18 protein-coding genes are annotated in these 23,917 nt (G+C 46.8%); 8 read left to right on the top strand and 10 right to left on the bottom strand.

Features of this window, described 5'->3' with window-relative positions; translation table 11 throughout:
* Nucleotides 1–123: 123 nt before the first annotated feature.
* The 5 genes from pelA to kduD are packed head-to-tail and all read right to left on the bottom strand — an operon-like array spanning nucleotide 124 to nucleotide 7,961.
* The gene (gene pelA, locus AC23P2_RS19245) at nucleotides 124–1,206 is read right to left on the bottom strand and encodes a pectate lyase (protein ID WP_487774703.1); all 1,083 of its coding nucleotides are present in this window, start codon (nucleotides 1,204–1,206) and stop codon (nucleotides 124–126) included.
* A gap of 57 nt (nucleotides 1,207–1,263) precedes the next feature.
* The gene (locus tag AC23P2_RS19240; protein WP_487774702.1) at nucleotides 1,264–3,054 is read right to left on the bottom strand and encodes a RagB/SusD family nutrient uptake outer membrane protein; all 1,791 of its coding nucleotides are present in this window, start codon (nucleotides 3,052–3,054) and stop codon (nucleotides 1,264–1,266) included.
* A gap of 44 nt (nucleotides 3,055–3,098) precedes the next feature.
* The gene (locus tag AC23P2_RS19235) at nucleotides 3,099–6,290 is read right to left on the bottom strand and encodes a SusC/RagA family TonB-linked outer membrane protein (RefSeq protein WP_487774701.1); all 3,192 of its coding nucleotides are present in this window, start codon (nucleotides 6,288–6,290) and stop codon (nucleotides 3,099–3,101) included.
* A gap of 36 nt (nucleotides 6,291–6,326) precedes the next feature.
* Complete coding sequence (gene kduI, locus AC23P2_RS19230) at nucleotides 6,327–7,157, bottom strand: 5-dehydro-4-deoxy-D-glucuronate isomerase (RefSeq protein WP_487774700.1); 831 nt, start codon at nucleotides 7,155–7,157, stop codon at nucleotides 6,327–6,329.
* A 42-nt stretch (nucleotides 7,158–7,199) separates the two neighbouring features.
* Nucleotides 7,200–7,961 (bottom strand): 2-dehydro-3-deoxy-D-gluconate 5-dehydrogenase KduD, encoded by a 762-nt coding sequence (gene kduD, locus AC23P2_RS19225; protein ID WP_487774699.1) that lies wholly within the window; start codon nucleotides 7,959–7,961, stop codon nucleotides 7,200–7,202.
* Between the two features lie 276 nt (nucleotides 7,962–8,237).
* Here kduD and AC23P2_RS19220 point away from each other — a divergent pair, with 276 nt between their 5' ends.
* Together AC23P2_RS19220 and AC23P2_RS19215 are read left to right on the top strand one after the other, a co-directional pair.
* Nucleotides 8,238–9,266, top strand: a complete 1,029-nt coding sequence (locus tag AC23P2_RS19220) for a LacI family DNA-binding transcriptional regulator (protein WP_487774698.1) — start codon at nucleotides 8,238–8,240, stop codon at nucleotides 9,264–9,266.
* Nucleotides 9,267–9,326: 60 nt separating this feature from the next.
* A complete protein-coding gene (locus AC23P2_RS19215; protein WP_487774697.1) occupies nucleotides 9,327–10,532 on the top strand; it encodes an N-acetylmuramoyl-L-alanine amidase family protein in 1,206 nt (401 codons plus the stop codon).
* A gap of 74 nt (nucleotides 10,533–10,606) precedes the next feature.
* Here AC23P2_RS19215 and AC23P2_RS19210 read toward each other — a convergent pair whose 3' ends face one another.
* Nucleotides 10,607–11,791, bottom strand: a complete 1,185-nt coding sequence (locus tag AC23P2_RS19210; protein WP_487774696.1) for a hypothetical protein — start codon at nucleotides 11,789–11,791, stop codon at nucleotides 10,607–10,609.
* Between the two features lie 125 nt (nucleotides 11,792–11,916).
* On the opposite strand from AC23P2_RS19210, the gene purN reads away from it, so the two are divergent.
* Entirely contained in the window at nucleotides 11,917–12,489 is a 573-nt protein-coding gene (gene purN / locus AC23P2_RS19205; RefSeq protein ID WP_487774695.1) for a phosphoribosylglycinamide formyltransferase, read from the top strand.
* 80 nt (nucleotides 12,490–12,569) lie between these two features.
* Here purN and AC23P2_RS19200 read toward each other — a convergent pair whose 3' ends face one another.
* Nucleotides 12,570–14,381 carry an acyl-CoA dehydrogenase family protein gene (locus AC23P2_RS19200; protein ID WP_487774694.1) on the bottom strand — a complete coding sequence of 604 codons (1,812 nt, stop codon included), beginning with the start codon at nucleotides 14,379–14,381 and terminating at the stop codon, nucleotides 12,570–12,572.
* A 131-nt stretch (nucleotides 14,382–14,512) separates the two neighbouring features.
* Here AC23P2_RS19200 and AC23P2_RS19195 point away from each other — a divergent pair, with 131 nt between their 5' ends.
* From AC23P2_RS19195 to gatB, 3 genes are read left to right on the top strand one after another with little or no spacing between them, the layout of a single operon-like run.
* Nucleotides 14,513–14,677 carry a hypothetical protein gene (locus tag AC23P2_RS19195; RefSeq protein WP_487774693.1) on the top strand — a complete coding sequence of 55 codons (165 nt, stop codon included), beginning with the start codon at nucleotides 14,513–14,515 and terminating at the stop codon, nucleotides 14,675–14,677.
* A 7-nt stretch (nucleotides 14,678–14,684) separates the two neighbouring features.
* The gene (locus AC23P2_RS19190) at nucleotides 14,685–14,816 is read left to right on the top strand and encodes a hypothetical protein (protein ID WP_487774692.1); all 132 of its coding nucleotides are present in this window, start codon (nucleotides 14,685–14,687) and stop codon (nucleotides 14,814–14,816) included.
* Entirely contained in the window at nucleotides 14,813–16,300 is a 1,488-nt protein-coding gene (gene gatB / locus AC23P2_RS19185) for an Asp-tRNA(Asn)/Glu-tRNA(Gln) amidotransferase subunit GatB (RefSeq protein WP_487774691.1), read from the top strand. Before AC23P2_RS19190 ends, gatB begins: the two co-directional genes overlap by 4 nt.
* 204 nt (nucleotides 16,301–16,504) lie before the next feature.
* On the opposite strand, the gene AC23P2_RS19180 is transcribed toward gatB, so the two are convergent.
* The 3 genes from AC23P2_RS19180 to hemH form a co-directional block, all read right to left on the bottom strand.
* Nucleotides 16,505–18,634, bottom strand: a complete 2,130-nt coding sequence (locus tag AC23P2_RS19180; protein WP_487774690.1) for an alpha-galactosidase — start codon at nucleotides 18,632–18,634, stop codon at nucleotides 16,505–16,507.
* A 120-nt stretch (nucleotides 18,635–18,754) separates the two neighbouring features.
* Nucleotides 18,755–20,914 (bottom strand): TIM-barrel domain-containing protein, encoded by a 2,160-nt coding sequence (locus AC23P2_RS19175; RefSeq protein ID WP_487774689.1) that lies wholly within the window; start codon nucleotides 20,912–20,914, stop codon nucleotides 18,755–18,757.
* A gap of 119 nt (nucleotides 20,915–21,033) precedes the next feature.
* A complete protein-coding gene (gene hemH / locus AC23P2_RS19170; RefSeq protein ID WP_487774793.1) occupies nucleotides 21,034–22,095 on the bottom strand; it encodes a ferrochelatase in 1,062 nt (353 codons plus the stop codon).
* A 177-nt stretch (nucleotides 22,096–22,272) separates the two neighbouring features.
* On the opposite strand from hemH, the gene AC23P2_RS19165 reads away from it, so the two are divergent.
* Both AC23P2_RS19165 and AC23P2_RS19160 read left to right on the top strand, forming a co-directional pair.
* Nucleotides 22,273–23,175: an N-acetylneuraminate synthase family protein gene (locus AC23P2_RS19165; protein ID WP_487774688.1), complete on the top strand. Its 903-nt coding sequence runs from the start codon at nucleotides 22,273–22,275 to the stop codon at nucleotides 23,173–23,175.
* 6 nt (nucleotides 23,176–23,181) lie between these two features.
* Nucleotides 23,182–23,916: an acylneuraminate cytidylyltransferase family protein gene (locus AC23P2_RS19160; RefSeq protein ID WP_487774687.1), complete on the top strand. Its 735-nt coding sequence runs from the start codon at nucleotides 23,182–23,184 to the stop codon at nucleotides 23,914–23,916.
* Nucleotide 23,917: the final 1 nt, after the last annotated feature.

The raw sequence follows: 23,917 nt of genomic DNA, 5'->3' as shown, positions 1-23,917 counted from the left end.
CTTACGCGCTCATCACGACTTGGAGTCGGGACGGGCATGGGCTAAAGTCTCTGACTTGCATCTCAATAATCAACGTCGGAGACGTTACACCAGGGTGTCCCCGACTGCAAGTCGGGGACAGGGTTATTTTCCCCACTTTTGCACCCAATTGGGGTACTCGGTTGATATAAGTTTTGCGGGCCAGTTTCCATAGTAGGCATAGCCCACGCGGCGTTCGTTTTCGATTTCGGCCAAGGTTACCTTTGGTACACTATCACGCCCCGTAAAGAATGGCTTATTGGTGTCAAGTTCATAAAATCGCGCCCATAAAGTCGATGTAGGGTCGGTGACCACGATACGGTCTTTGCCCTTGGGCTGTGATGCATCTACCACATTATCAACGCGAATACCTACTATTTTTACTGAGTCTAGCCACGCTACTGCGGCCTGAATCGCTCTTTTGATTTCGGGCGAAGGATTGTCAATCGCCATCAAGAACTGAATAATACCTACGCTTTCATTGCCGCTTAGTGAGGCTAACTCAAACGCCCGTGCCTTGGCAGGAAGCAGCGTTTTTCGGTCGTGTTGTGCACACCAAGCCGTCAGTTTTCCGTGCTGAACGTACTGAGTTTTCAGGATGCAGTCGATTCCCTTCGCCATTGCGGCTTTGGCTTGGGGAATCAAGGTTTTTACTGCATCAAAATCATTTTTACCCTCGGTAATGTTTTTAAAAATCCACATCACATCCATCATCGCTTGGTCGTTATAAGTGATGTGTTTATGGTATCCACTCGTATCTGGAAAGAACTGCCCCCAGCCTCCTGCGGAGTTTTGCGCCGCCAATAAATACTTTATTCCATTTTCAGCGGCTTTCAAGTAGGTGGTATTTTGGGTCTTTTTGTAGGCCTTAACCAGCGTATTGATTTCGCGCGTTGTTGCTTTATCGTCGATGGTCGCGTCAAGTTTTCCCTTTTCAGAAAGCAGTATTGCTTTTTGCCCATCCGTTAGGCTGAGGTTGTAATTAATAGCATCACCACCTGGCTGAGGCCATCCGCCGTTGTTTCGTTGAAACAGCAACATTCGCTCGGCCACCGAGTCTTTGGCCGCTTCTTGCAGGGTAGAAATACCATACGAACAACCTCCTATTCCCAAAAATGGCAATAAAAAGATGCTCATTAAACTTCCAGTAAGGAGTTTTTTTGAATAAGTATGAAAGTACTGTTTCATAGGGGATACTTGCTAGACCTATAAGGTTTTGGAAACCTTATAGGTCCGTCGTTCATATTAATACCCAGGATTTTGCTTCAACTTACCTTGATAAGCATCCACCGTTGCTTGGTCGTACGGGAACAATTCACTTTTACCCGTCACAAAGAAACGAGCGATTCCTGCGTGTAATTGTACCCCGTCGATTAAGTTAGTGGTTAAGTGCTGACGCCAATCCAAACGCGTCCAACCCGTTGGGGCTGTTGTCAATGCAGTAGGTTGATAAAAAGAATTCATCCACTGAATTTCTTCGCCATTATTTCGCCAGAAAATATAACGAGGCACATTAGCGTATGCTCCTTTCGCATCCCGAATGTCTTGGATTTTTTGGCGCGTTTCGGCAATTTTTTGCGCTAGTAAATTCCAACGAATCAGGTCAAACTTACGAATACCTTCGCTTCCAAACTCCAAATAACGCTCATTGACGATGGCATTAAAGAACCCATCTTTGTCAGTCGGAGTTTTGCCTATTTTGCTTTCATTTCCTTTGTAGGCCCTTTTACGCACCTCTTCAAACGCCGAAATCGCAGCTGCCGTTGGCCCTCCATTCAATTCGTTTTCAGCTTCGGCAAACATCAACAAGACGTCCGCAAAACGAATCAATGGCCAGTTGTAGCCTGGGTTCAAAGCCGTACCTGGCAACAATGGATTACGCCAGTCTTTGCGAAACTTACCATCGGTGATTTCGCCCAAACGGCGAGGCGATTTAATATTTGTGGCAGCTACGGCATAAAGTGTTGTGGTTACGTCGCGGCGGGTATCAGTAGAGTCAAACGCGTAGAAATAGTTGGGTAATACCAACAAACCACCGCCTCCTGTGCCATAACGCGACGAAGCATTGACCGACGGGCCGTTGTAGTTGCCCATACGGCTGTCGGAGTTAGAATTGGAACCTCCCGCACCCACTTCAAAGATAATTTCACCATAAGGATCATAAGTAAACGAGGTCAACTTGCGCCAAACATCCTCAAAGCTAGGATTAAGCGTGTGTTCTCCCCGCTTGGCCAATAGGTCAGCACATTCGTCACGTGCAATTTTGATGTACGTTTGGTAATCGGCATTGCGCTCCAATTTGCCGCTGCTACGCAACGAATACCCTCCACGAAACATGGCTAACTTCGCTCGAAGCGCTTTTACCGCCCCTTTCGTTACTCGTTCATTGCGTACAGGAATTTCGGTTCTCCAGGGCACGAGGTCGGTGGCTACTTTGAGGTCATCAATGAGCTTTTTATACGTCTCATCACGGTCTGACTGCGGAATAAACAAGTCGGTTTGTGTATAAGCTGGAGTAAAAGGAGCAGGAACATCGCCCCAGTTACGAAGCAATTCAAACATAAACTGTGCTCTCAGCGTCAGCACTTCTCCGTGCAAACGGCGTAGTTCTTTTTTATCTGCTTCACTACCGTTGTTGTAAAGCGCCATTTGTGGAATCTGTTCGATACACAAATTGGCTTTTTCAATGCCACGGTACAATTGCAAAAATGGGTTACGGAGTTCGGCATTGGTCAACAACAACTGATAACGGCCAATGCCCCGACGACCATTATCAATATTTCCCGATACAATCATTTCGTCCGAATCGTACGGATAGTACATATTGATACGGATTCCGTAGCCGTTGTCGCCCATGAGTTCGTCATAGACACCTATCACGGCGTTGGTGGCATTGGCAAGGTTAGAAAACGCGTCCGAAATGCTAATCTGAGACTTAGGCTGTACTTCCAAGAATTCCTTGCAACCCGTCACCATCGTCATTGTTATGGCAAATGGCAGGCCCAAAGTGGCTATTTTTTTAAGTAATTTATTCATTTCTATCAAAAGTTAGAATGTCTTAAAATCAGTTTTAGTACGTGTTAGAAAGTTACATTTACCCCAACTACCCACGTTTTTGCCCGAGGATAACCAGCAAAATCGACACCTTGCGTCAATGGGTCACTACGGCGCGTGTTTACTTCTGGGTCATAGCCTGTATATTTCGTAAAGGTGGCTAGGTTGTTGACCGTTGCGTACGCTCTAAAACGCGAAATCTTGATTTTCTTCAACCACTCGTTTGGCAATGAATAACCTACTGTTAGGTTGTTCACCCGTAAAAATGAGCCATCTTCCACCGCCCACGAGTGCAGCCAATACCGCTGAACCCGCACAGGCGACCAAATCTTGGCATTTGCATTGATTGCTGCCAATTCGGTAGGATCTGTTACCACCGCACCTTGGTCGTTGATGTTTGTCCAACGGTCTTTCATGAAAGAAAGCATGTTCAAGTTCGGGAACGCGCCGTCCGTCATTTCAATTTTGTTGGCGTTATAAATATCATTGCCTACTACCCAGTTTAAGAACAAACTCAAATCAAAGTTTTTATAGACTACTTGGTTGTTCCAGCCACCAATAAATTTCGGGTTGGCATTACCAATCACGGTACGGTCTTTGTCGGCCGTAATCAAGCCATCGCCGTCGATGTCTTTCCATTTCAACATTCCTGGCTGCGGCGTTCCATATACCGAGTTCACAGGAACCCCTGGTTTAATGGTATAAGTTTTGGTGGTTTCGTTGTAGTTAAAATCGTCGATTTTGTAATAGCCATCCGTCACAAATCCATACATTAACCCAGTCGGCTCGCCTACTTTCACCAAATAGTCATCAGTTCCATCCGACCCTTGCCATCCCGAGTTACGCGTCAGTTGTGTTACAGTTCCAAGGCTTGTTACGGTATTTTTGTTGGTAGAGATGTTAAAATTTGAATTCCAAGTAATGTCTTTTTTCTGGATGATATACGCACTTAGCTGCAACTCAACGCCTTTGTTGGTCGTCGAACCTAAGTTCTTGATTTGCGACGAATAACCCGACGTTGGCGGAATAGCTACGGCCAAAAGAAGGTTATTTCCTGAGTTTTTGTACGCGTCAATCGACACTTGGAAACGGTTGTTTAAAAACGAAAGATCAAGGCCGACATTTTGCGAAACGTTTGACTCCCACTTCAAGTCTTCGTTGGCCAACGCTACAGGCGCATAGCCTGGTACTACGGTGTGGTTGAGCGCATATTCACCCGTTACGCCGTACAATTGTTGGTACAACAAATCACCAATGCGGTTGTTCCCCGCTACCCCGTAGCCAAGACGAAGCTTTCCGTCGGTTAAGATTTGATTATTTTTCAAGAAATCTTCTTTCGTAAAGCGCCACGCCAACGTACCAGACGGGAATACCAAAGCTCCGTTGGCATATTTAAACTTGGTCGAACGGTCGGAACGCAACGAGACCGTTGCTAAATATTTATCATTGTAGCCATAGCTTACGCGTCCAAATAACGAAAATAAGCGGTTAGGTGGCGTTTCATTTGAGGTTGGGCGAGGCTGCGCCGCTCCCGTAGGTGCTGAACCTAACCCCATGTTGGCCAGTGCCTGTTCTGCCGAAATATCAGAAGGGAAATAGCGCGTTTCAAAACCTGTACTTTTTGTGGCATTCTGATAAATTTCCTGACCCACAATCACGTTTAAGTCGTGCTTATTATCAAACTTTTTGGCATACTGCAAGGTGTTTGAATTGTTGATGGTAACGGTTCCTTGTTGTAAAATCGACGCTACTGGCTGTGACGCGTAGTTACGAGCTGTTCCCGTTATTTTACTCCAAAAAGAGTTCGTTTGTGCGTCGTTATTATCAATACCTACCGTAGTTTTAAACGTCAAGTTTTTCAAAATAGCGTAGCTTGCGTACCCGCTCAGGTTGATGGCTTTGGTATATGCTTTGCGGTATTCGGCTTGGGTCATCAAGATGGGGTTCACCAAGTTTCCTGACGAAATATAGAGGTTTTCATCAAAATCATCCACATCTGGCTGTGCTGCCACCAACAAAGGGCGGTATTGTACCGAGTGGCGCAAACGGTTGGTTGATTTTGTACCACTTGCCGTCGTTCCTGCCCCATTTACAGTCTGGTTCAAATAACGAACGTTGAACCCTAAACGTAACTTATCATTGGCTTTATGATCCATCTTGAACGTGGCCAAATAACGGTCAAATCCCGACTCTAACAACACGCCGTCTTCGCGGTTGGCAGTTAGGCTTAGGTTGTAGTTGGTATTGGCATTGCCCCCGTTTACGTTCAAGTTATGATTTTGGTACTGCGCTCTCCGACCAAATACCTCTTCCTGCCAATCAATGGGCGTAACGGTTTTGTACTGATTGATATTTTCCCACGTTCCGTACATGTCCGAAAAGCTTTTTTCGGCAGTGGCATCGTTGCGACTACGCTCGTATTGCCAACGCACAAAATCGTACGGACTCATCACATCCATTTTTTTAAAGATTTCGCGAAAACCCACCGAGCCATTGTAACTAACAGTGGTTTTTCCATTTTTTCCCGATTTGGTCGTAATAATGACTACCCCGTTGGCACCACGCGCTCCGTAAATAGCTGTCGTTGAGGCATCTTTCAATACATCAATGGTTTCAATGTCTTGGGGCGACAGAAAACTAAGCGCATTTTCGACCTGAATCCCATCCACGATATAAATCGGCGAATTGTCTTGGGTAATCGAACCACCCCCACGAATACGAATCTGAATGTCAGCTCCTGGGGCTCCTTCCGAAGTCGTGACACGTACCCCCGCCAAACGTCCCGTGAGGGCTTCGGCAGCGTTGGTCAACGGAATATCTTTTAACTGTTTCGCTCCTACCGACGATACAGACCCCGTCAAATCGCGGCGATTGATGGCATCTCCGTAACCAATCACGACCACTTCTTCGAGCATTTTTTGGTCGGTTTTCAAGGCGACAGAAACTTCCGAACGAGCGCCTAAAACGACCGTTTCGGGCAAATATCCTACGAAACTAAAAATAATCGCCGTTTCTTTTTTATCGGGAACGTTGATGGTAAACTTCCCATCAGTATTGGTCGTTGTTCCTACCGACGAACCTTTAACCAAGATACTTACCCCTGGTAGGGTTTCTCCTGTATTGCCGTCGGTCACAGACCCCGTCACCCGACGGGTTTGCGACCATCCCACTGAAATACAGCCCAGTAGTAACAGCAGTGTGAATAATTGTTTTTTCATATCAAGTGTTAGTTAAATTAAGTAAATGAGCAATCGTTATCGTAATGAAAGAATAGGCACTCCGTCCATATCGGTAAAGTCTTTGTTTTCACCCGCCATGCCCCAAATGAATGAGTAACTCGATGTACCACAGCCAGAATGTACCGACCACGGTGGCGAAATAATGGCTTGGTGGTTGGCTACCCACAGGTGACGCGTTTGGGTAGGCTCACCCATCAAATGCAACACGGCGTGGTTTTCAGGAATATCAAAATAACAATACACCTCCATACGACGGTCGTGGGTGTGCGACGGCATGGTATTCCAAACACTCCCTGGCTGAAGCACGGTAAGCCCCATTACCAACTGGCAACTCTGAATCCCTCCTTCATGAATGTATTTGTAAATAGTACGATGGTTAGAAGTTTCTAGTGCCCCCAACGTAACGGGCGATGCCTCCTCTTTGGTAAAAGCCCGATTGGGATGTGTATGATGCGCGGGCGAAGACAACAAGAAAAAACGAGCGGGGTTTTCGCTGCTATCGCTCTGAAAGCTTACATGCTGGGTACCTTTGCCAAGATACAAACAGCCTAGCTTATCCAATTCAAACGTTTGTCCATCAGCCACTACCGAGCCTTTTCCTGCCACGTTAATAATGCCCAACTCGCGACGTTCCAAGAAGAAATTGGCTTTGAGCGCATCCTGTGTTTCGAGCGTTACAGCCGATTGCCCTGGCATTACCCCCCCAGCCAATACGCGGTCGTAGTGCGAGTACACCCAAGTGATTTGGTCGGGAGCAAACAAGGTTTCAATCAAGAAGTTATCGCGCAACTCCTCAGTGTTCATTTGAGCTACTTCTTTACGGCTACTTTCGTGTCTGATTTGCATTTGGTTCTTTATTTTCAGTCGATTTGTTCGTTTAATAAAACATTAGCGACCCATCCAGCCACCGTCAACGGTCAGAATGGTTCCGTGGACATAGTCCGAAGCCGACGAGGCCAAAAACACCGCAGGCCCTTTGAAGTCTTCGGGCTGTCCCCAGCGGGCGGCAGGAATACGACCCAAAATTGCGGCACTTCGGTCTTCATCGGCACGGAGCGCCGACGTGTTGGCCGTCGCAATGTAGCCTGGCGCGATGGCATTGACGTTGACTCCTTTGGACGCCCACTCGTTGGCCAGCGCTTTCACAAGACTTCCAATAGCGCCTTTGCTCGCGGCATAGCTTGGAACGTTGATGCCTCCTTGAAAGGTGAGCATAGATGCCGTAAAGACGATTTTTCCGTAACCCCGCTCCAGCATCTCTTTTCCAAACTCTCTCGCCAAAATAAATTGAGCGTCCAAGTTCACCGAAAGAACCTGATCCCAATATTCATCAGAATGCTCGGCGGCTGGATTTCTCAAAATAATACCGGCATTATTGAACAAGATATCTATTTGAGCAACCTCTTCTTTGACTCGTTTTATAAAATGGTACAACGAATCTCGGTTTCCCAAATCTGCTTGATAGGGGCTAAATTTCCGTCCCAATGCCCTGACGGCCTTCTCAATTCCGCTTCCTTCCAAAGGCATTGAACGCGATACGCCCACAATATCAGCTCCCGCTTCAGCCAGCCCAACGGCCATGGCCATTCCGATACCACTATCGCATCCCGAAACCAGCGCCACTTTGCCCGTCAAGCTAAAGTTGTTCATTCGTATTAAATTTTAATTTTTTTTAGAAATTGAACTATGGTTACTCCAGCTCCCTCTTGGAGAGCTGTATTCAAGTTTAGTACCGCTTTATGGTACATTACAAATAAATTGTTGACTTTTTTTATGCAATCGTTGTCGGTAACGTTGCCAAAAAGATGGCTTTTTACTTTTAAGGATTTTTTTTTAGTTACTTTATAAAAAAGTGTATCTTCACCTCTTCAAATTATTTCCTTTACTATCAGAGGGATAAATTGTACAAAACCAACATTTAGGACTGTGGAAGTGATCACAATAAAAGACATAGCGAAGGCTCTCAACCTTTCGACCTCGACTGTTTCGAGGGCATTGCGGGGGAGTTATGAAATTAATCCCGAAACCAAACGGCTCGTGATGGAGTATGCCGAACGCATGAACTATCGCCCCAACCCTATCGCGCTTAGCTTGAAAGAAAACCGAAGCCGTTCGATTGGGATCATTATCCCCGAAATCGCCAACAACTTCTTTTCGCAGGCCATCAATGGCATGGAGTCGATTGCTTATAATCGAGGATACCACGTTGTTATTTCGCAAAACCACGAATCGTACGAACGAGAACTGGTTAATACGCAGTACCTCGCCCAACGCCGAGTGGACGGTCTTATCGTTTCTCTTTCGGGAGAAAGCAATGATTTAGAGCACTTTAAAGAGTTACAAACCAAAGGAATGCCGATTGTTTTTTTTGACCGCGTTCCGCAAGATTATATCACCCACAAAGTGAGCGCCGACAACTTTGTGGGGGCCTACGAAGCTACAGCCCATTTGATTCAACAAGGTTTTAGAAGAATTGCCCACCTTACGAGTCCCTCTTGGTTATCAATCACTTACGAGCGACTTGAAGGCTACAAGAAGGCACTGCAAAACCACGGAATACCGATTGAAGAATCGTACATTAAGTACTGTAGCCACGGTGGGATGAATCCTGACGAAGTGGAAAAAGCCGTCCTCGAACTCATTCATCATCCCGAACGCCCCGACGCAATTTTTTCCGCTGGCGACCGCCTTACTACTTCGTCGATGTCATTGATTAAACGTGAAGGTTTACGCATTCCCGAGGACATTGCCATCGTCGGGTTTACCAACCTTATTTCGGCGCATTTGCTCAGTCCTGCGCTGAGTGCTGTGACACAACCTGCCTACGAAATGGGGCAACTTGCCACGGAGTTTTTGATTGATTTAATCGAACGCCCCAAAAGCACCATTCGTTTTGAAACCAAGCGTTTGGAAACCAAATTGGTCATTCGCGAGTCGTCGCTAAAACCTGCCTAATGGTATCTTCCTTTTTATTTGGAGTAAGATTTTGCGTACTTTTAGCCAAATCTTACTCCAATGCCCCGTCTGTTTTATAGCCTCTTTCTTTTCTTTTTTTACGTCACTGGTTTCGCCCAACTCCGCGATACACTTTACCAATTTCGCCCCGACTCGGCCGTTTTTGTTCGTACCAAAGGCCCATTGGCGTACCTCAATTATGGCCTTGGCGAAGACCGTCTCGGAGGAGCCAAAATGGCTTACCTCGACTCACTCGTATTGCTGAAAGTAACGGGGCGATACAAAGACCAATACCGCGTTCGGTTGACTTCTACGCTATCGGCTTGGATTCCGCAAAACCTTACCCGCCGTGACAGCATCGTCAAACCACCGATTCAGTATCTAACAACTTCGTGGAGAACGTGGGGCGATGACCGTTTTGATTATATTTCTATTCCACTCACGGAGCGTCTTCCTTATCGGAGTTGGCAAGAAATGAACCCTTCTCGGATTGTCGTTGATATTTTTGGGGCAACTACCAACACCAACTGGATTACGCAGTTCAAGTCCGCCACCGAAACAAAACACGTTGATTACGAGCAACTTGCCGATGAGCATTTGCGCGTCACCATCCAACTAGCCCACGCCCAGCATTGGGGGTATCGGATTGGATACGAAGGCCGCCGCCTCGTGATTCGAATCAAGCACCAACCCGAAAAACTCAAACTTGACGGCCTCACGATTGCTATCGACGCAGGGCACGGAGGCTCCAACCTTGGAGCGCGCGGGTTGCGCTCGAAGCAATGGGAAAAAGACCTGAATTTGAGCATCGCTTTACACCTCAAAAAAGAACTTGAAGACAAAGGAGCACGCGTTCTCATGACCCGAACTAACGATACTCTCTTCAATAACACCGACCGAATTGTGCACTTCCGCGCGCTTCAACCTGATTTGTTGATTAGTATTCACAACAATGCCGCAGGAGATACCACCAAAACGCGCGGAACAAGTACATACTACAAACACATTGGCTACCGACCACTAAGTCAAGCGGTATTGGAGCGTTTGCTCGAAATGGGACTGGTGGAATATGGTAACATCGGGCGGTTCAATTTTGCGTTGAATAGCCCCATCGAATACCCCAACGTGCTTGTAGAAGGCGCGTTTATGAGTCACCCCGAAGACGAAGCGTTGTTGATAGAAGATGATTTTCGCAAAAAAATGGCGAAGCAGATTCGTAAAGGCGTAGAAGATTGGCTCAAAGCCATCAGGCGCAACGATGACTGATACATACGTCGGGTTGTGAGCAACCCGACGCACAGTGTAGAGGGTTGCTCACAACCCGACCCTTTATACCAGTTCTAAATCATCGGATGACGTTTGAACTCTTTGGTACGGTCAAAAAGATAACGGTAGGTCGTATGAATTTTGTGAGGCACGCCTCCCAAAAGCTCCGCAAAGCGCACCATTTTAGGATTAAAGTCACCAATCCAGTTAAATTCGAGTTCGGTATATTGGTAATTGGGGCGCCAAGCCACGCGCGTTGAAGCAAGGGCCATGGCTGATTCAACTCCTCTACCTTGATATTCAGGAATAACGCCAAAAATCACCCCAAACGCTTTGTAATTTTTTTTCCGTAGTTTGTGGTACAAAAACTTGATTTTTCCAATCAAGTCTAGCTTGCCGTTGACGTGTTTGAAGATTTGGTTTAGTTCAGGAAGCATAATAAAAAACGCCACAGGCTCACCGTCTCGGTAGCCAAACCACATCATTTCCTCGTCCATAATAGGCTTCATCCGCTGCATAATGGCTTTTGCCTTTTCGGGAGTCATATCGTCGGTACCAAGGTGTTTTGCCCAAGCTTTGTTATAGACCGTCCGAAAATCTTCCGCAAACTGCCCTAACTGCTTTTTGTCAATGTGCTTAAAAGAAAACTCTGGATTGTTTAAAATACGCTCTGCCCGTTCAAAGAATATCATATTTACTCGCTCCATAAATTTCTCTTTGTACATGTGCAAAAAGAACGTAAGCTGATTAAAGTAGGTCTGAAATCCGTAGGCTTCAAAGAAAGTTTGATAATAAGGAAAATGATACCCCATTCCGTAGAGAGGTTCTTTGTCAAAACCCTCCGTCAATAGTCCCCAAAAACGGTCGCGTTCGCCAAAATTAATCGGCCCATCCATGGCCTCCATGCCTTGTTCTTGCAACCATTTTTTACAAATATCAAAAAGCGCAAAAGCAGTAGCTTGGTCTTCGATGCACTCAAAAAAACCCATTCCGCCCGTAGGTTGGTCGTTTCCTTTCAGCACCGTTCCTTGGTTCACAAACGCCGCTACTCGTCCGATGGTCTGTCCTTGGTCATCGACGGCAATCCAACGTACACACGCACCGCCCTTGAAATATTTATTTTTGTCAGGGTTAAAAGTATCCTCCACGTCCTTATCAAGTGGGCGAATCCAGTAAGAATTATCTTTATAGAGCCGCACGGGCAGCATCAAAAACTCGCGCTGACGGGTAGTATCTGTTCCTACTTCAAGAATTTGCATAGTGTCTAAAAATCAATCAAAACTAACAACTGACAGCGAAATTAGGCGATTCTATGCGATAATAGCGCATCAAGCCCCACAAAAAGCTAACTTTGCCCCCGCAAGTACCTCAAAACTCACCTCCCATGACTAAAAAACGGATTGCGATTTTTGCTTCGGGCTCTGGTTCTAATGCCGAAAAAATCGCCGAACATTTTGCCTCTAACCCCCAAGTAGAGATTTCGTTTATCCTCACCAACAATCCTCAAGCGGGGGTGATTGCCCGGGCGCGCCGCCTTCACATTCCTGTGGTGGTATTCGACCGAGCAACGTTTTATCACTCATCCCGCATTATCGAATTTTTGCAAAACCAACACATCGACCTAGTCGTTTTAGCGGGCTTCATGATGCTCATTCCCGAGGCAATGGTGCAGGCATTTCCCAATCAGATTGTCAACATTCACCCTGCGCTTCTTCCCAAATACGGCGGCAAAGGCATGTACGGTCATTTTGTCCATGAAGCAGTTGTGGCCGCTCAAGAAACAGAATCGGGCATCACGATTCACTACGTAAATGAGCATTACGACGAAGGAGCTATCATTTTTCAAGCGACTTGCCCCGTCGTATCAACCGATACCCCAGAGGATGTTGCTAAAAAAGTACAAGTACTAGAACACAAACATTTTCCCGAAGTGGTGGAGCAATTGTTGAACGCATAGCATAAAAAAAGCCGTGCCTCATCGGGACACGGCTTTACAACTATTTGGTTCTTAGCTTAAAGTGTAACTATGTTCGTTGATTAAAAAACGTATTTGTTCTCCGCAATCATCGCATCTGCGATACGACGACGCGCATTTTTGGTATTGAACGGCTCAATCTTCGTGAAGCGTTTCAAGCCCATGAGCATCACGCGAAGCTCATCGCCTTCTGCAAACGACATGATAGCCGATTTACCAGCGCTGTTCACTTTTTCTACCGCTTCGTGTAAATAGCACATAGCCAAGTCTTTCTGTAACGCACAAGCGGCTTCTCCTTTGATGCCAATTAGCTTTTCAGTACGCAAAATCGCTGATTCCGCCGCATAAATCTCAATGGCCATATCGGCTACGTTCATTAAGATTTCTTGCTCTTCCGAAAGTTTCATCATAAACTTCTGAACGGCCGCACCCGCAACCATCAAGGCCGCTTTTTTCAAGTTTTTAATCACTTTTTTCTCGGCGGCAAATGGTACTTCATCGTCGGTGCTGCTAAAATCAGGGATTGACATGATTTCTTTGGCCACTGCCATCGCAGGCCCCATCAAATCGAGTTCACCTTTCATGGCACGCTTGAGCATCATATCGACCGTCAACATGCGATTGATTTCGTTGGTCCCTTCAAAAATGCGATTGATACGGCTATCGCGGTACGCGCGGTCCATCGGTGCATCGGCTGAGAAGCCCATACCTCCATATACTTGCACGCCTTCATCTACCACATAATCAAGCACTTCCGAGCCATGTACTTTCATCATGGCGCACTCAATGGCAAACTGTTCCAAGGCTTTTAATTTGGCTTCGGCGTCGTTTACACCTTTTGCTTTGAGGTCTTCAATGGCATCGTCGATGTTTTGCCCTGCACGGTACGAGGCCGACTCGGTAGCGTACAATTTCACGGCCATTTCGCCCAATTTGTGCTTAATAGCGCCAAAATTGCTAATCGCCGTTCCGAATTGTTTACGTTCGTTGGCATATTGTACCGCGTGGGCTGCTACTTGCTTCGCACCGCCCATGGTCGCTGCCGCTAGTTTGATACGACCGATGTTAAGGATATTAACGGCAATCTTAAATCCATTGCCACGGTCAGAGAGCATATTTTCAACGGGAACGTGGCAATCGTTGAAGAAAACTTGGCGCGTGTCCGAGCCTTTGATACCCATTTTGTGCTCGGGTTCGTTCATCGTAATTCCACCAAATGTTTTCTCTACGATGAAAGCTGTCAAGTTTTTATCGGTCTTGCCGCCTTCTTCTATTTTGGCAAATACAATAAATACGTCGGCAAAACCACCGTTGGTAATCCACATTTTCTGACCGTTGAGCACGTAGCTTTTTCCGTCTTCGCTCAACACTGCTTTGGTTTTTCCCGAGTTCGCATCCGAACCCGAATCTGGCTCCGTCAAGCAGTAAGCTGCTTTCCATTCGCCAGAAGCTAACTTTGGTAAGTAGTTCGATTTTTGTGCTTCATTTCCGTAATATACGATGGGCAATGTGCCAATCCCCGTATGCGCCGACAACGCTACCGAGAACGAATTGCCTGCTCCTGTCGCTTCGGCTACGAGCATCGATGTATTAAAATTCATTCCAAATCCGCCGTACTCTTCAGGAACTGCCGTCCCTAGCAAGCCGAGTTCTCCCGCTTTATCGAGCAGCGATGACATCAGCTCGGGAGACTTCGCCTTGTCGATTTCTTCGACGCGTGGCCAAATTTCAGTCGCCAAAAAGTCACGGCACGATTGCGCAATCATCAACTGTTCTTCGGTAAACTCTTCGGGAATAAACACTTGAGATGCCTCCGTATCTTTAATCAAGAATTCTCCACCTTTGATACTAGCGCGATTTTCTACGGTTGTCATGGTTTTTTAGGAATTTTTAAACTGTTGTTATGCTTGCATACAAAATTAGAATAAACAAAAATAGTATGCAAGCATACTATTAAAAATTTTTACATCTCGAATCACTATCTTTGTAAAAAAATCCAACGAGCATGGAAACTATCGCAAAAACAGAGGAGCAGTTGCGCCAAGAGCGGGCAGTAGCCTGGGCGAAAAGATTGTTGGCAAGCAAACGTGAATTGGAGAAAAAAATGGACGACGATGTTCAAAATAACCCTAAAGTCAGGGAATTGGTAAACCAAATTCGTAAAATGTAATATTCACATGTCTCAGTACTATGCCTATTCTGATATAGTTTACCTGAACTCTCTAATTTTGCATACAGATAATCTTCACTTTGTAGAAATCATCGACGCCTTCCGAAAAGTAACGGGAGGCTATTCTGAAGATAAATGACCGAAACGCTTACACTATCGCCCGAAGTACTTGCCAAATACGAAATCGTGATCGGCTTAGAAGTACACTGTCAGTTACAGACTCAAACTAAGATTTTTGCGGCCGACGCCAACCAGTTTGGTAGCGACCCCAATACCAATATCAGCGTCATTACGTTGGCCCACCCAGGTACTCTCCCAAAATTGAACAAAAAAGCCGTTGAGTACGCTGTTCGGATGGGGATTGCGTGTGGGTGTGACATTACTCGCCACACGATTTTTGACCGTAAAAACTACTTTTATCCTGACCTACCCAAAGGCTATCAGTTGTCGCAAGACAAAGCGCCTATTTGCGTAGGAGGCGGTATCCCTGTTTCGTTCAAAGATAAAGCAGGGAAAACCGTGGAACGAACGGTAAAAATTCACCATATTCACTTAGAAGAAGACGCAGGAAAATCGGTACACGATGGCGCCGCTACGGATACCTTGCTTGACTACAACCGCGCAGGAACACCGCTCATCGAAATGGTCACCGACCCTTGTATTGGTTCGGCCGAAGAGGCAGGCGCATTCTTAACGGCCGTTCGTCAACTGGTTCGTTTTATCGACATTTGCGATGGAAACATGGAAGAAGGTTCGCTCCGCTGCGATTTGAATATTTCGGTGCGTTTGAAGGGAGCCACTGAATTTGGCACCAAGGTGGAAGTCAAAAACATGAACTCCATCCGCAACGTCATGAAAGCCGTGGAAACCGAGTTTCCTCGTCAAGTACAAATGGTCGAAAACGGTGAGACGATTTTGCAAGAAACGCGGATGTTTGACCCCGAAACGGGCGAAACTTCGGGAATGCGGATGAAGGAAACGATGAACGATTATCGTTATTTTCCCGAACCTGATTTGGCTCCCGTGTTTATTTCGGACGAATGGATGAACCAAATCCAAGCCGAAATGCCTCCGTTGCCGCGCGTTTTGTTCGAAAAATTCACCACTCAGTACGGGCTTTCGGCAGGTCATGCCACTACCCTCGTTGACACCAAAGACGTGGCGTTTTACTTTGAAGCGCTCGGAGCCGCTTGTGGCAATTACCAAGCTGCGGCCAACTGGGTATTAGGTCCTGTCAAAACTTTCTTAAACGAAAACAACGACGCAACGGCCGAACAGTTTCCGCTTTCGCCCGCTCAATTGGCTGAAGTCATTAAATTGGTAGAAAGCAATCAAGTAAGTCATACCACTGCTTCGCAAAAGCTATTGCCTGTTTTACTCGAAAAACCGTCTCTATCGCCGCTTGACGTAGCCCAACAAAACAATTGGCTTCAAAACAGCGACGCAGGTGCGCTGGAAACTATTGTAGATGAGGTACTAGCGTCGATGCCCGACAAGGTAAAAGAATTCAAAAAAGGCAAAAAAGGCTTGATGGGCTTGTTTGTGGGCGAAGTGATGAAAAAATCAAAAGGCAGCGCCGACCCGAAGGTTGTCAATCAGTTATTGGGGCAAAAGCTCGCCTAAGCTATTTCGAACCTCACGTCTCTCTGGGACAACAATAAAAATGTTGGTATGAAAAAATAGCTTCGGAGAAGCTCAATCTTTGTAGTAGCACAAGGTGTTGGTTTCACATCAAAGACTTCGGAGAAGTCAAACTTCACCTTTTATTACAAATTTTGAGCTTCTGTTCCCTATATGTTCTCTTTGTAGGATACTACCTAGCACTGATTACTCCACGGTAAACCACGTATAACTTTCAGGGTCAATCGTGACGGTCAACGATACTTCGTAGTTGCGGTTGAGGGTGTATTTTTGGGCAGTTGCCCCTTTTTCTTTAAACATAGCGGACGACGTCAAGCCTGTGTAATACAGCGGAACGTTGATTGTCCGCGTGATACGCTCTTTGGTCGGGTTATATAGCATTAAAAAGCCCTTCTGCTTCTGTTGCGGGTCCACATGAATAAAACCGTCCCAGTCGCGGCCGTCGGCGCGGCGCAGGTGAATCATGTCGGCGTTCAGAATGTCGCGGTACTGCTTGTACCACGCCACCGTTTTCGACACCAGTTGGCGGGTGGTTTCGGTATCGTACAGGCGCGGGCCACGGTAACAAGCCTGCACGCCCGCCCCGTAGTACTGCACCATCAGTTGCTCATAATCCGTCAAATGCTCGCTCAATGGCTCCAGCACCGCCTCGGGGCCACCGCCCTGATAGCGCGTCAACGGCACAAAACCCCAACTCATGGCCGCCGTTTTTTCCATCGTTCCGTCGTGGATATTTTGGCGATTGAGGATGCGTTGCTGCTCACGCGACAACGAGAAATTGACTTCCCGATACCCAATGGCAATTTTATGAGTCCCGTCGAGGAAGTACCAGTCGGGAGCATTGATATAGACACCGCGCTCGTTCAGCCAACGATACAGTTCCTTCTGGATTTCCATCTGCCGCCACTGCGAATCGTCCAGCCCTTTGTGGCCTGGATGCACGTTTGAGCCACATACATCGCCTGGGTAAGGGCCGTCGTTTTCCCAGATATCAAACCCTGTTTTTGCAAAAAAGTGCTTGATTTTATTGCGGTAAGCCAGTCCCCATTTGCTGCCAAAACAAGGGGCATGACCAAAAAACGCGCCACCAGGCTTGCCCGTTTTGGGGTCAACCACGTCGTCTTCGTCACTGATGCGTCGGCTACTGAAGAGTGAATAGCCGCCCAGCAGAATTTTTTTGCTATGCGCATAATCGGCCAATTCTTTCCAACGAGCGATGTTTTTGGCGGTGCTGTCCTCCATGTTCAGGTGGCTGCCAAAACTCAGAATTACGGCTTCGTAGCCCGTGGCGACGCATTGGTCAATACAGCTTTTTACCTCCTGATCATTTTTGCTCACAAGGTGCATAAAAATAGGATTTTGGGTCGTCCATGGCGCTACGGTTCGGTACATTTTACGAATCATCAGACCTCGGCGTTGACGGTCGTAACTGTCCATCAATAGCTCATGCGTCCGTACCGATTTGAATACTTCATTGGGTTGCAGGTCAATGCCCGGGGCTTTTTCGGGATATACTTCCAGCAAGCAGGGTGTTTCAAAATTATAGTTTACCTGCGAGGTATAAGTCGAGTCAATTTTCCAGTGCGTGGTCTGGTCGCTAATGTCGTAGCGCATGGCGTTGTTGAAGGCGTAGTTGGTTTCTACATACATACCATGTTGTTTTTTCATCTCCGCGGGCTTACCCACCACGGCGCTTTCTTCTTCCACCAGCGCCAATACTTCATTGACGACTCGGCTTAGTTTCAGCTCGGCACTTTGTTTATTTTCAACAGACACCCATTTGACTATCAACGGAATACCGTCATAAATCTCGTAGTTTACCGTCACTTCCAACCCTTTCACGGCTTCGGCCTGCGCTTTATAGCGGAAGGTCAGCACTTTACCCGAAGGGCCTTTTTGGGACGCTGCCCACGAATTGGCTTTCCAGTTTACAAAGGGTTTTATTTCCGACACTGAATGACCCGCAGCCACAAAATCGTCTTTGCCTACCGTGAATTTATCCACCCATTCGGGCAGGAGATAAGCATTTTCTTTTTGACCCATCAACCCGCCAATGTTGTACGTTTTTCCGTTGACCACGATTTTGGCTTCGGGCTTAACAGCCCGTAAAAGCTGTTGACCATTTGACAGGTTTTTGTAATCAATACAAACCACGTTGGGTTCGATGCGAAAAACCCGTTTGACCAGACCATTGTACAAAATGATGTTTTTGCCTTCCGTAATGACTTCGGCCTTTTGGGTAACAGGCGTTACCAACCAATCGCCCGAAGCAGGTTTATCGTAGCGGGATTGAGCTTGTAATTGTACAATGCTCATTACAATGAGGAAAAAAAGATTCAGCTTCATCTCAAAATACAGTAAGTCAAATGTTTATTTTTTACATTCCTATTTCAAACAATCGGTAGCGCCTACGGCGCAATTTTTGCGCCGTAGGCGCTACCGATTTGTAGCCATAAATTCCCAATTAATTTTTGTTGAATACCCAAACGGTTTTCCGCTGACAGGTGTATCCATTTCGCCTTTGAGCTTACCATCAGCCGTTTTTGTTACCGATAATCGGGTGAACGAGCGCGCTCCCTTTTCATAATCAAAAGTAGCCCCGTCGTCGTCGTACAGCTGAAAACTACCTATCGCCGTACCGTAGTGACGAACCGTCAGTGGCAGTGTTTCACCATTCTTGGGAGCTTGCCGACGGGCAGTTGTCATTGGTATAATACCACCGTCTTTTACAAAGAGTGGAATTTTATCAAGTGAAGGGGTAATGGTAATAATCTGATTGCTACCGACTTCTTTTCCCGTATAAAAATCAAACCACTTTCCCTGCGGCAGATAAACTTCGCGGCTTTTCTCTCCCGCAAACATGGGTGCTACCAACAGATAATCACCCATCATGTATTGATCTTTGATGTCTTTTTTAATGCTCATGGCGTACGGATTGGCAGTAGCATCCATTTTACCCTCCACCGTAACCGACTTAAAACCAAAACCTTCGACCAGATTCATCGCCCTGAACGGCGGTTTTCCCTCAAACCGATACTGGGCAAACGTAGAATAAAGATAGGGTAATAGCTGCATTCTGAGATTGGCTACGTCGCGAACGGCTTGTTCTACCTCAGGAAACGACCACGGCTTCGTGCCATCAGCCCAGGCGTTGAGCATCGCCATCGGCGAAAAACACACCGATTGCATCCGCCGCACCCATTCTTCGGCAGTCTTAGAAGCCCGTACCTCTGGCGTCCAGAGCACACCAATAAAACTACTGTTTACCAGTGCCGTAATAAAGTCTTTATGGCTGTAGTAATCGTTATAAATCACGTACGGGAAATTGCTCGCACCTGCGTTGGACGCCCGCACCAGCCCATACGTCCGTTTATTGATTTCTTTGAACCAGCTTCCCGTCATTTGTTGCACCATCAGACCGTACGTCTGTCGCATCTGTTCGGCGCTGGTACCCGACGGAAAGGTCGCCACATCAGGCCAAATCCAGTTATCGTAGCCGTCCACCTCGTCGATTTTGTAGCCCCCCACCCCGATGTTGAGGTGCTCACGCATAAAATGCTCCTTAAACAACTGGCGAGCCTGTGCCATCGTAAAATCGGGCACAATACCATTCCAAACAGTATGCGAACCTGTAAAAGGTTTGATTTTGGGGTACAACGACCCCACTGGTGACACGTACGGGTTCAGCCAGAGATTAGCGCTGATACCTTTGTCGGCCAGTTTTTTCAGAAAACCTTTGGGGTCGGGGAAACGCGTTTTCTCCCACTCAAACGTACACGGGTACGCCATGCTGTGCCAACCTGGTTCTACCCCAATGAAGTCCAGCGGAAAATTGTGTTCTTCAAAGCTTTGTACTTCTTTCAGAATATCATCCTGTGAGTACAAGGTCGGGACGCGCTGGGTGAAGCCTAAACCCCATTTGGGCGGCAAATAACCCCCGCCGTTCATGAGGTTGTAGCGCTGTACCACGTTCATGGGCGTTGGCCCACCAAAGATATAGAGCGTCGCCCCTTCGGCAGGAACGAGCATTTCTACCGCATCGGAATACGGCTGCGCTTCCCACTTTTTGTCGGTGTTGCGGTCGCGCAGCACGGGCGGGTGTTTGGCATCGGCCCGAACGGCCGTACCTGCATAGACCGTGATGTAGCGTGCAGCATCTACCAGTACTCCGTAGCCTTTGGACGACACATAAAACGGCACAGGCGCGTGCGTACGGCCATTATCTTTCGTGCCATAGTGGTCCACGTGCAGCTCCATGATTCTCCCCCGCTGGTTGACGGTCTGAAAATTTAAGCCGAGCCCAAACAGCTGTTCTCCTTCGTCGAGCGGAAAGCGCAGGTAGGTTTTGCCGTCGATAACCCGAACGCTGATATCGGCTTTTGCTAATGGAAAGGAAGTTTTGGGCAAAGCTGCCAACGCATCGCGATTGGGAGAGGCACCCGCTGCGCTCAGGAGACTAATTTTTTCAGGCTTGCCCGCGGTGGTTTTCCAAATACCTGGATACACCTCCTGCCATCGAGGGGAGGTTTGGGCTTGGGAAGAATAAAGTACTGTAAAGAGTAGAAATGTGAGGAACAAACGTCGTTGGTGTTGCATGAAGCGAGGAAGTTAGCAATTATCCCAATAAATCATTGGAGATAAAAGCCAACTACCCTTATAAACTCACCATTTCTTGAACGACTTTGATTTCTGGACCGCGCGGTTGTGAGCAACCGCTAACACGTTTTGACTAAATCCACTAACGTTTCTACCCAAATCGGGCTATCGTTGAGACTTTCGACCAAATCCCAATGTTCACCACCTTCTTTTTCAAATACTTCTTTGTATTCTTCACCTACTTCGAGGGTGGTTTCGAGGCAATCGGCTACAAAAGCAGGAGAGAAAGCTAGAACACTTTTCATTCCTTTCTTGGGAAGCTCTTTGATAACGTCTTCTGTATAGGGCTTAATCCACGGGTCATTGCCTAATCGTGACTGAAAACAAGTCGTATATTTTCCTTCTGGAATATTAAGGGCTTTGACCAACAATCGCGTCGTTTCAAAACACTGCGCACGGTAGCAGTGCTGGTTCATCGTGTGCAAGGTATCGCAGCAGCTTCCCAATTTACAGACTTCTTTGGTGCAATCCCCCTTACGGATTTGACGCTCAGGTAAACCGTGGTAACTAAAGATAAAATGGTCGTACTGATTGGCTTGGAGGTATTTTTGAGCATTTTGGACAAATCCTTCCAAAAACTTAGGATGCGACAGAAACTGATTGACAAACTTCACGGCAGGCATCACTTGCCACTTAGACAACACCCGCATCACTTCTTCATATACTGAGCCCGTGGTAGCGGAAGCATATTGGGGAAAAAATGGAATGACGATGATTTCGGTCAAACCCATTTTTTGAAACTCCATCAATCGTGATTCAATACTTGGATTTTGATAACGCATCCCTAGTTTGACTACGTAATCGTCGCCCAACGCTTCTTGCAGCATTTTTTCAACCGCTAACCCATACACTTTCAGCGGCGACCCTTCGGGAAGCCATACTTCTTTGTAGGTTTTGGCCGACTTAGGCGCACGAAAAGGAGCAATGATGCCATTTACTAACAAAAAACGAGGAATAAACGGAATATCTATCACTCGCCCATCCATCAAAAATTCACGTAAATACTTGCGAACATCGGGGGTGTTGGGGCTATCAGGCGTACCAAGGTTTACAATAAAAACGCCCGTTTTCCCAATTTTTTGGGGAGTACTTGAAGTAGGTTGCGACACAGATTGATTCATATTCATTAAAATACCTATCATTGTAACTGAATTCGAGGAAAAAAGTTCCTACGAATTTTTATGCAAATATACGAGGTAACTAGCACGGTGGATTGGAACACAATAGCCAAAACTCAAAATCAACCGTTACCTTTGTTGTCCTTTTGCTTCTAAAAACAAATCCAAATTGCACGTACTATGGCATTCAAATTTGATTATCGTAAACCATTGGTCATTTCCGAAATTGGCTGTAACCACATGGGTGACTTTGAAATCGCTAAAGAACTTATCAAGTTGTCGAAAGACTGCGGTGCCGATTACGCCAAATTTCAGAAGCGAAATGCCCGCGAATTGCTCACCGAAGAACAATACAATACGCCCCACCCTGTACCCTACAACGCGTACGGAAATACTTACGGCGCTCACCGTGAGTATTTAGAGTTTACGTGGGAACAACACGCCGACCTCAAAGAATACGCCGAATCAATTGGTATTGGCTATGCGACCTCGGTGTGGGACATCACTTCGGCCCGCGAAATCGCTGCCCTCAAACCCGATTTTATCAAAGTACCATCGGCTTGTAACAATCATTACGAAATGCTTCAGCTTCTTCGGGATGAGTACACTGGCGACATCCACATTTCTTCGGGAATGACTACGCTCGATGAAGTCGAAGAGTTGGTTAAGTTTTTTGAAGTAACCGACCAAGCCAAAAGTCGATTGGTGTTGTACAATTGTACATCGGGCTACCCAGTTCCTTTCAAAGACATTTGTTTACTGGAAATCAACCGTTTGTACGACCAATACGGTGACAGAGTTAAAGAAATTGGGTTTTCGGGACACCACTTGGGCATTGCCGCCGACGTTGCCGCTTATACTTTGGGCGCGCGCTGGATTGAACGCCATTTCACCAAAGACCGTACGTGGAAAGGAACTGACCACGCCGCGTCGCTCGAAGTACCTGGATTGCAAAAGCTGGTACGGGATTTGAACCAAATCCAGCAAGCCCTTGCGTTTAAAAACAAAGAAATTTTGGACATCGAAGCCGAACAGCGCCAAAAACTTAAATACCGAAAAAATACTACTCCTCTTGCCTCTTAATCATCTATGGCGTATCCAAACGTTTTAGCCATCGTCCAAGCCCGCGGCGGAAGCAAAGGGCTTCCCAATAAAAACTTATTACCGCTGGCGGGGCATCCGTTGGTGGCGTACAGTGTCAAAGCGGCCCTCGAAACCCCGTCCATTACCAGAACCATCATTTCAACCGATTCCGAAGCCATTGCGGAGGCAGCCCAAAAATACGGCGCCGAAGTTCCATTTATACGCCCCGCAGAGTTTGCGCAAGACTTAAGTACTGATTTTGACGTATTTACGCACGCCCTCAACTGGTTTTGGGAGAATGAAGGCTATCGGCCCGACCTCGTGGTGCAGCTACGGCCAACCTCGCCCGTACGGTCGGTTCACCACATCGACGATGCCATTCAAACGCTTTGGAACAACCCCGAGGCCGATAGCATTCGTACCATTACTCCTACCCCCATCACGCCGTATAAAATGTGGATGTATGACCCCGAAACGGCCACGATGAAACCGCTTTTGAGCCACCCTACCCTTCCTGAATTTTACAACGAACCCCGTCAAAAACTCCCGCCCGTGTACTGGCACATTGGAAACCTCGACGTCATTCGTCCGCACGTTATTTTGGAGAAAAAATCCATGTCAGGCTACCCTATTTTACCTTATGTCCTGCCTTTTGAGTATGCCATCGACATCGACGATCTTGCTGGTTTTCGCAAAGCCGAAGAAACCATGAATCAGGTCGAATGTGTCCGATTTGAGTAAC

It is taken from the genome of Runella sp. R0.1_18 (genome assembly GCF_057652155.1).
This window is presented reverse-complemented; position numbering and strand designations above follow the sequence as displayed.

Excerpts from the sequence above, each read along its gene's own strand:
- pelA (WP_487774703.1), bottom strand. The coding sequence starts at position 1,206 with ATGAAACAGTACTTTCATACTTATTCAAAAAAACTCCTTACTGGAAGT.
- AC23P2_RS19240 (WP_487774702.1), bottom strand. The coding sequence starts at position 3,054 with ATGAATAAATTACTTAAAAAAATAGCCACTTTGGGCCTGCCATTTGCC.
- AC23P2_RS19235 (WP_487774701.1), bottom strand. The coding sequence starts at position 6,290 with ATGAAAAAACAATTATTCACACTGCTGTTACTACTGGGCTGTATTTCA.
- kduI (WP_487774700.1), bottom strand. The coding sequence starts at position 7,157 with ATGCAAATCAGACACGAAAGTAGCCGTAAAGAAGTAGCTCAAATGAAC.
- kduD (WP_487774699.1), bottom strand. The coding sequence starts at position 7,961 with ATGAACAACTTTAGCTTGACGGGCAAAGTGGCGCTGGTTTCGGGATGC.
- AC23P2_RS19215 (WP_487774697.1), top strand. The coding sequence starts at position 9,327 with ATGCCCCGTCTGTTTTATAGCCTCTTTCTTTTCTTTTTTTACGTCACT.
- AC23P2_RS19210 (WP_487774696.1), bottom strand. The coding sequence starts at position 11,791 with ATGCAAATTCTTGAAGTAGGAACAGATACTACCCGTCAGCGCGAGTTT.
- purN (WP_487774695.1), top strand. The coding sequence starts at position 11,917 with ATGACTAAAAAACGGATTGCGATTTTTGCTTCGGGCTCTGGTTCTAAT.
- AC23P2_RS19200 (WP_487774694.1), bottom strand. The coding sequence starts at position 14,381 with ATGACAACCGTAGAAAATCGCGCTAGTATCAAAGGTGGAGAATTCTTG.
- AC23P2_RS19195 (WP_487774693.1), top strand. The coding sequence starts at position 14,513 with ATGGAAACTATCGCAAAAACAGAGGAGCAGTTGCGCCAAGAGCGGGCA.
- AC23P2_RS19190 (WP_487774692.1), top strand. The coding sequence starts at position 14,685 with ATGTCTCAGTACTATGCCTATTCTGATATAGTTTACCTGAACTCTCTA.
- gatB (WP_487774691.1), top strand. The coding sequence starts at position 14,813 with ATGACCGAAACGCTTACACTATCGCCCGAAGTACTTGCCAAATACGAA.
- AC23P2_RS19180 (WP_487774690.1), bottom strand. The coding sequence starts at position 18,634 with ATGAGCATTGTACAATTACAAGCTCAATCCCGCTACGATAAACCTGCT.
- AC23P2_RS19175 (WP_487774689.1), bottom strand. The coding sequence starts at position 20,914 with ATGCAACACCAACGACGTTTGTTCCTCACATTTCTACTCTTTACAGTA.
- hemH (WP_487774793.1), bottom strand. The coding sequence starts at position 22,095 with ATGAATCAATCTGTGTCGCAACCTACTTCAAGTACTCCCCAAAAAATT.
- AC23P2_RS19165 (WP_487774688.1), top strand. The coding sequence starts at position 22,273 with ATGGCATTCAAATTTGATTATCGTAAACCATTGGTCATTTCCGAAATT.
- AC23P2_RS19160 (WP_487774687.1), top strand. The coding sequence starts at position 23,182 with ATGGCGTATCCAAACGTTTTAGCCATCGTCCAAGCCCGCGGCGGAAGC.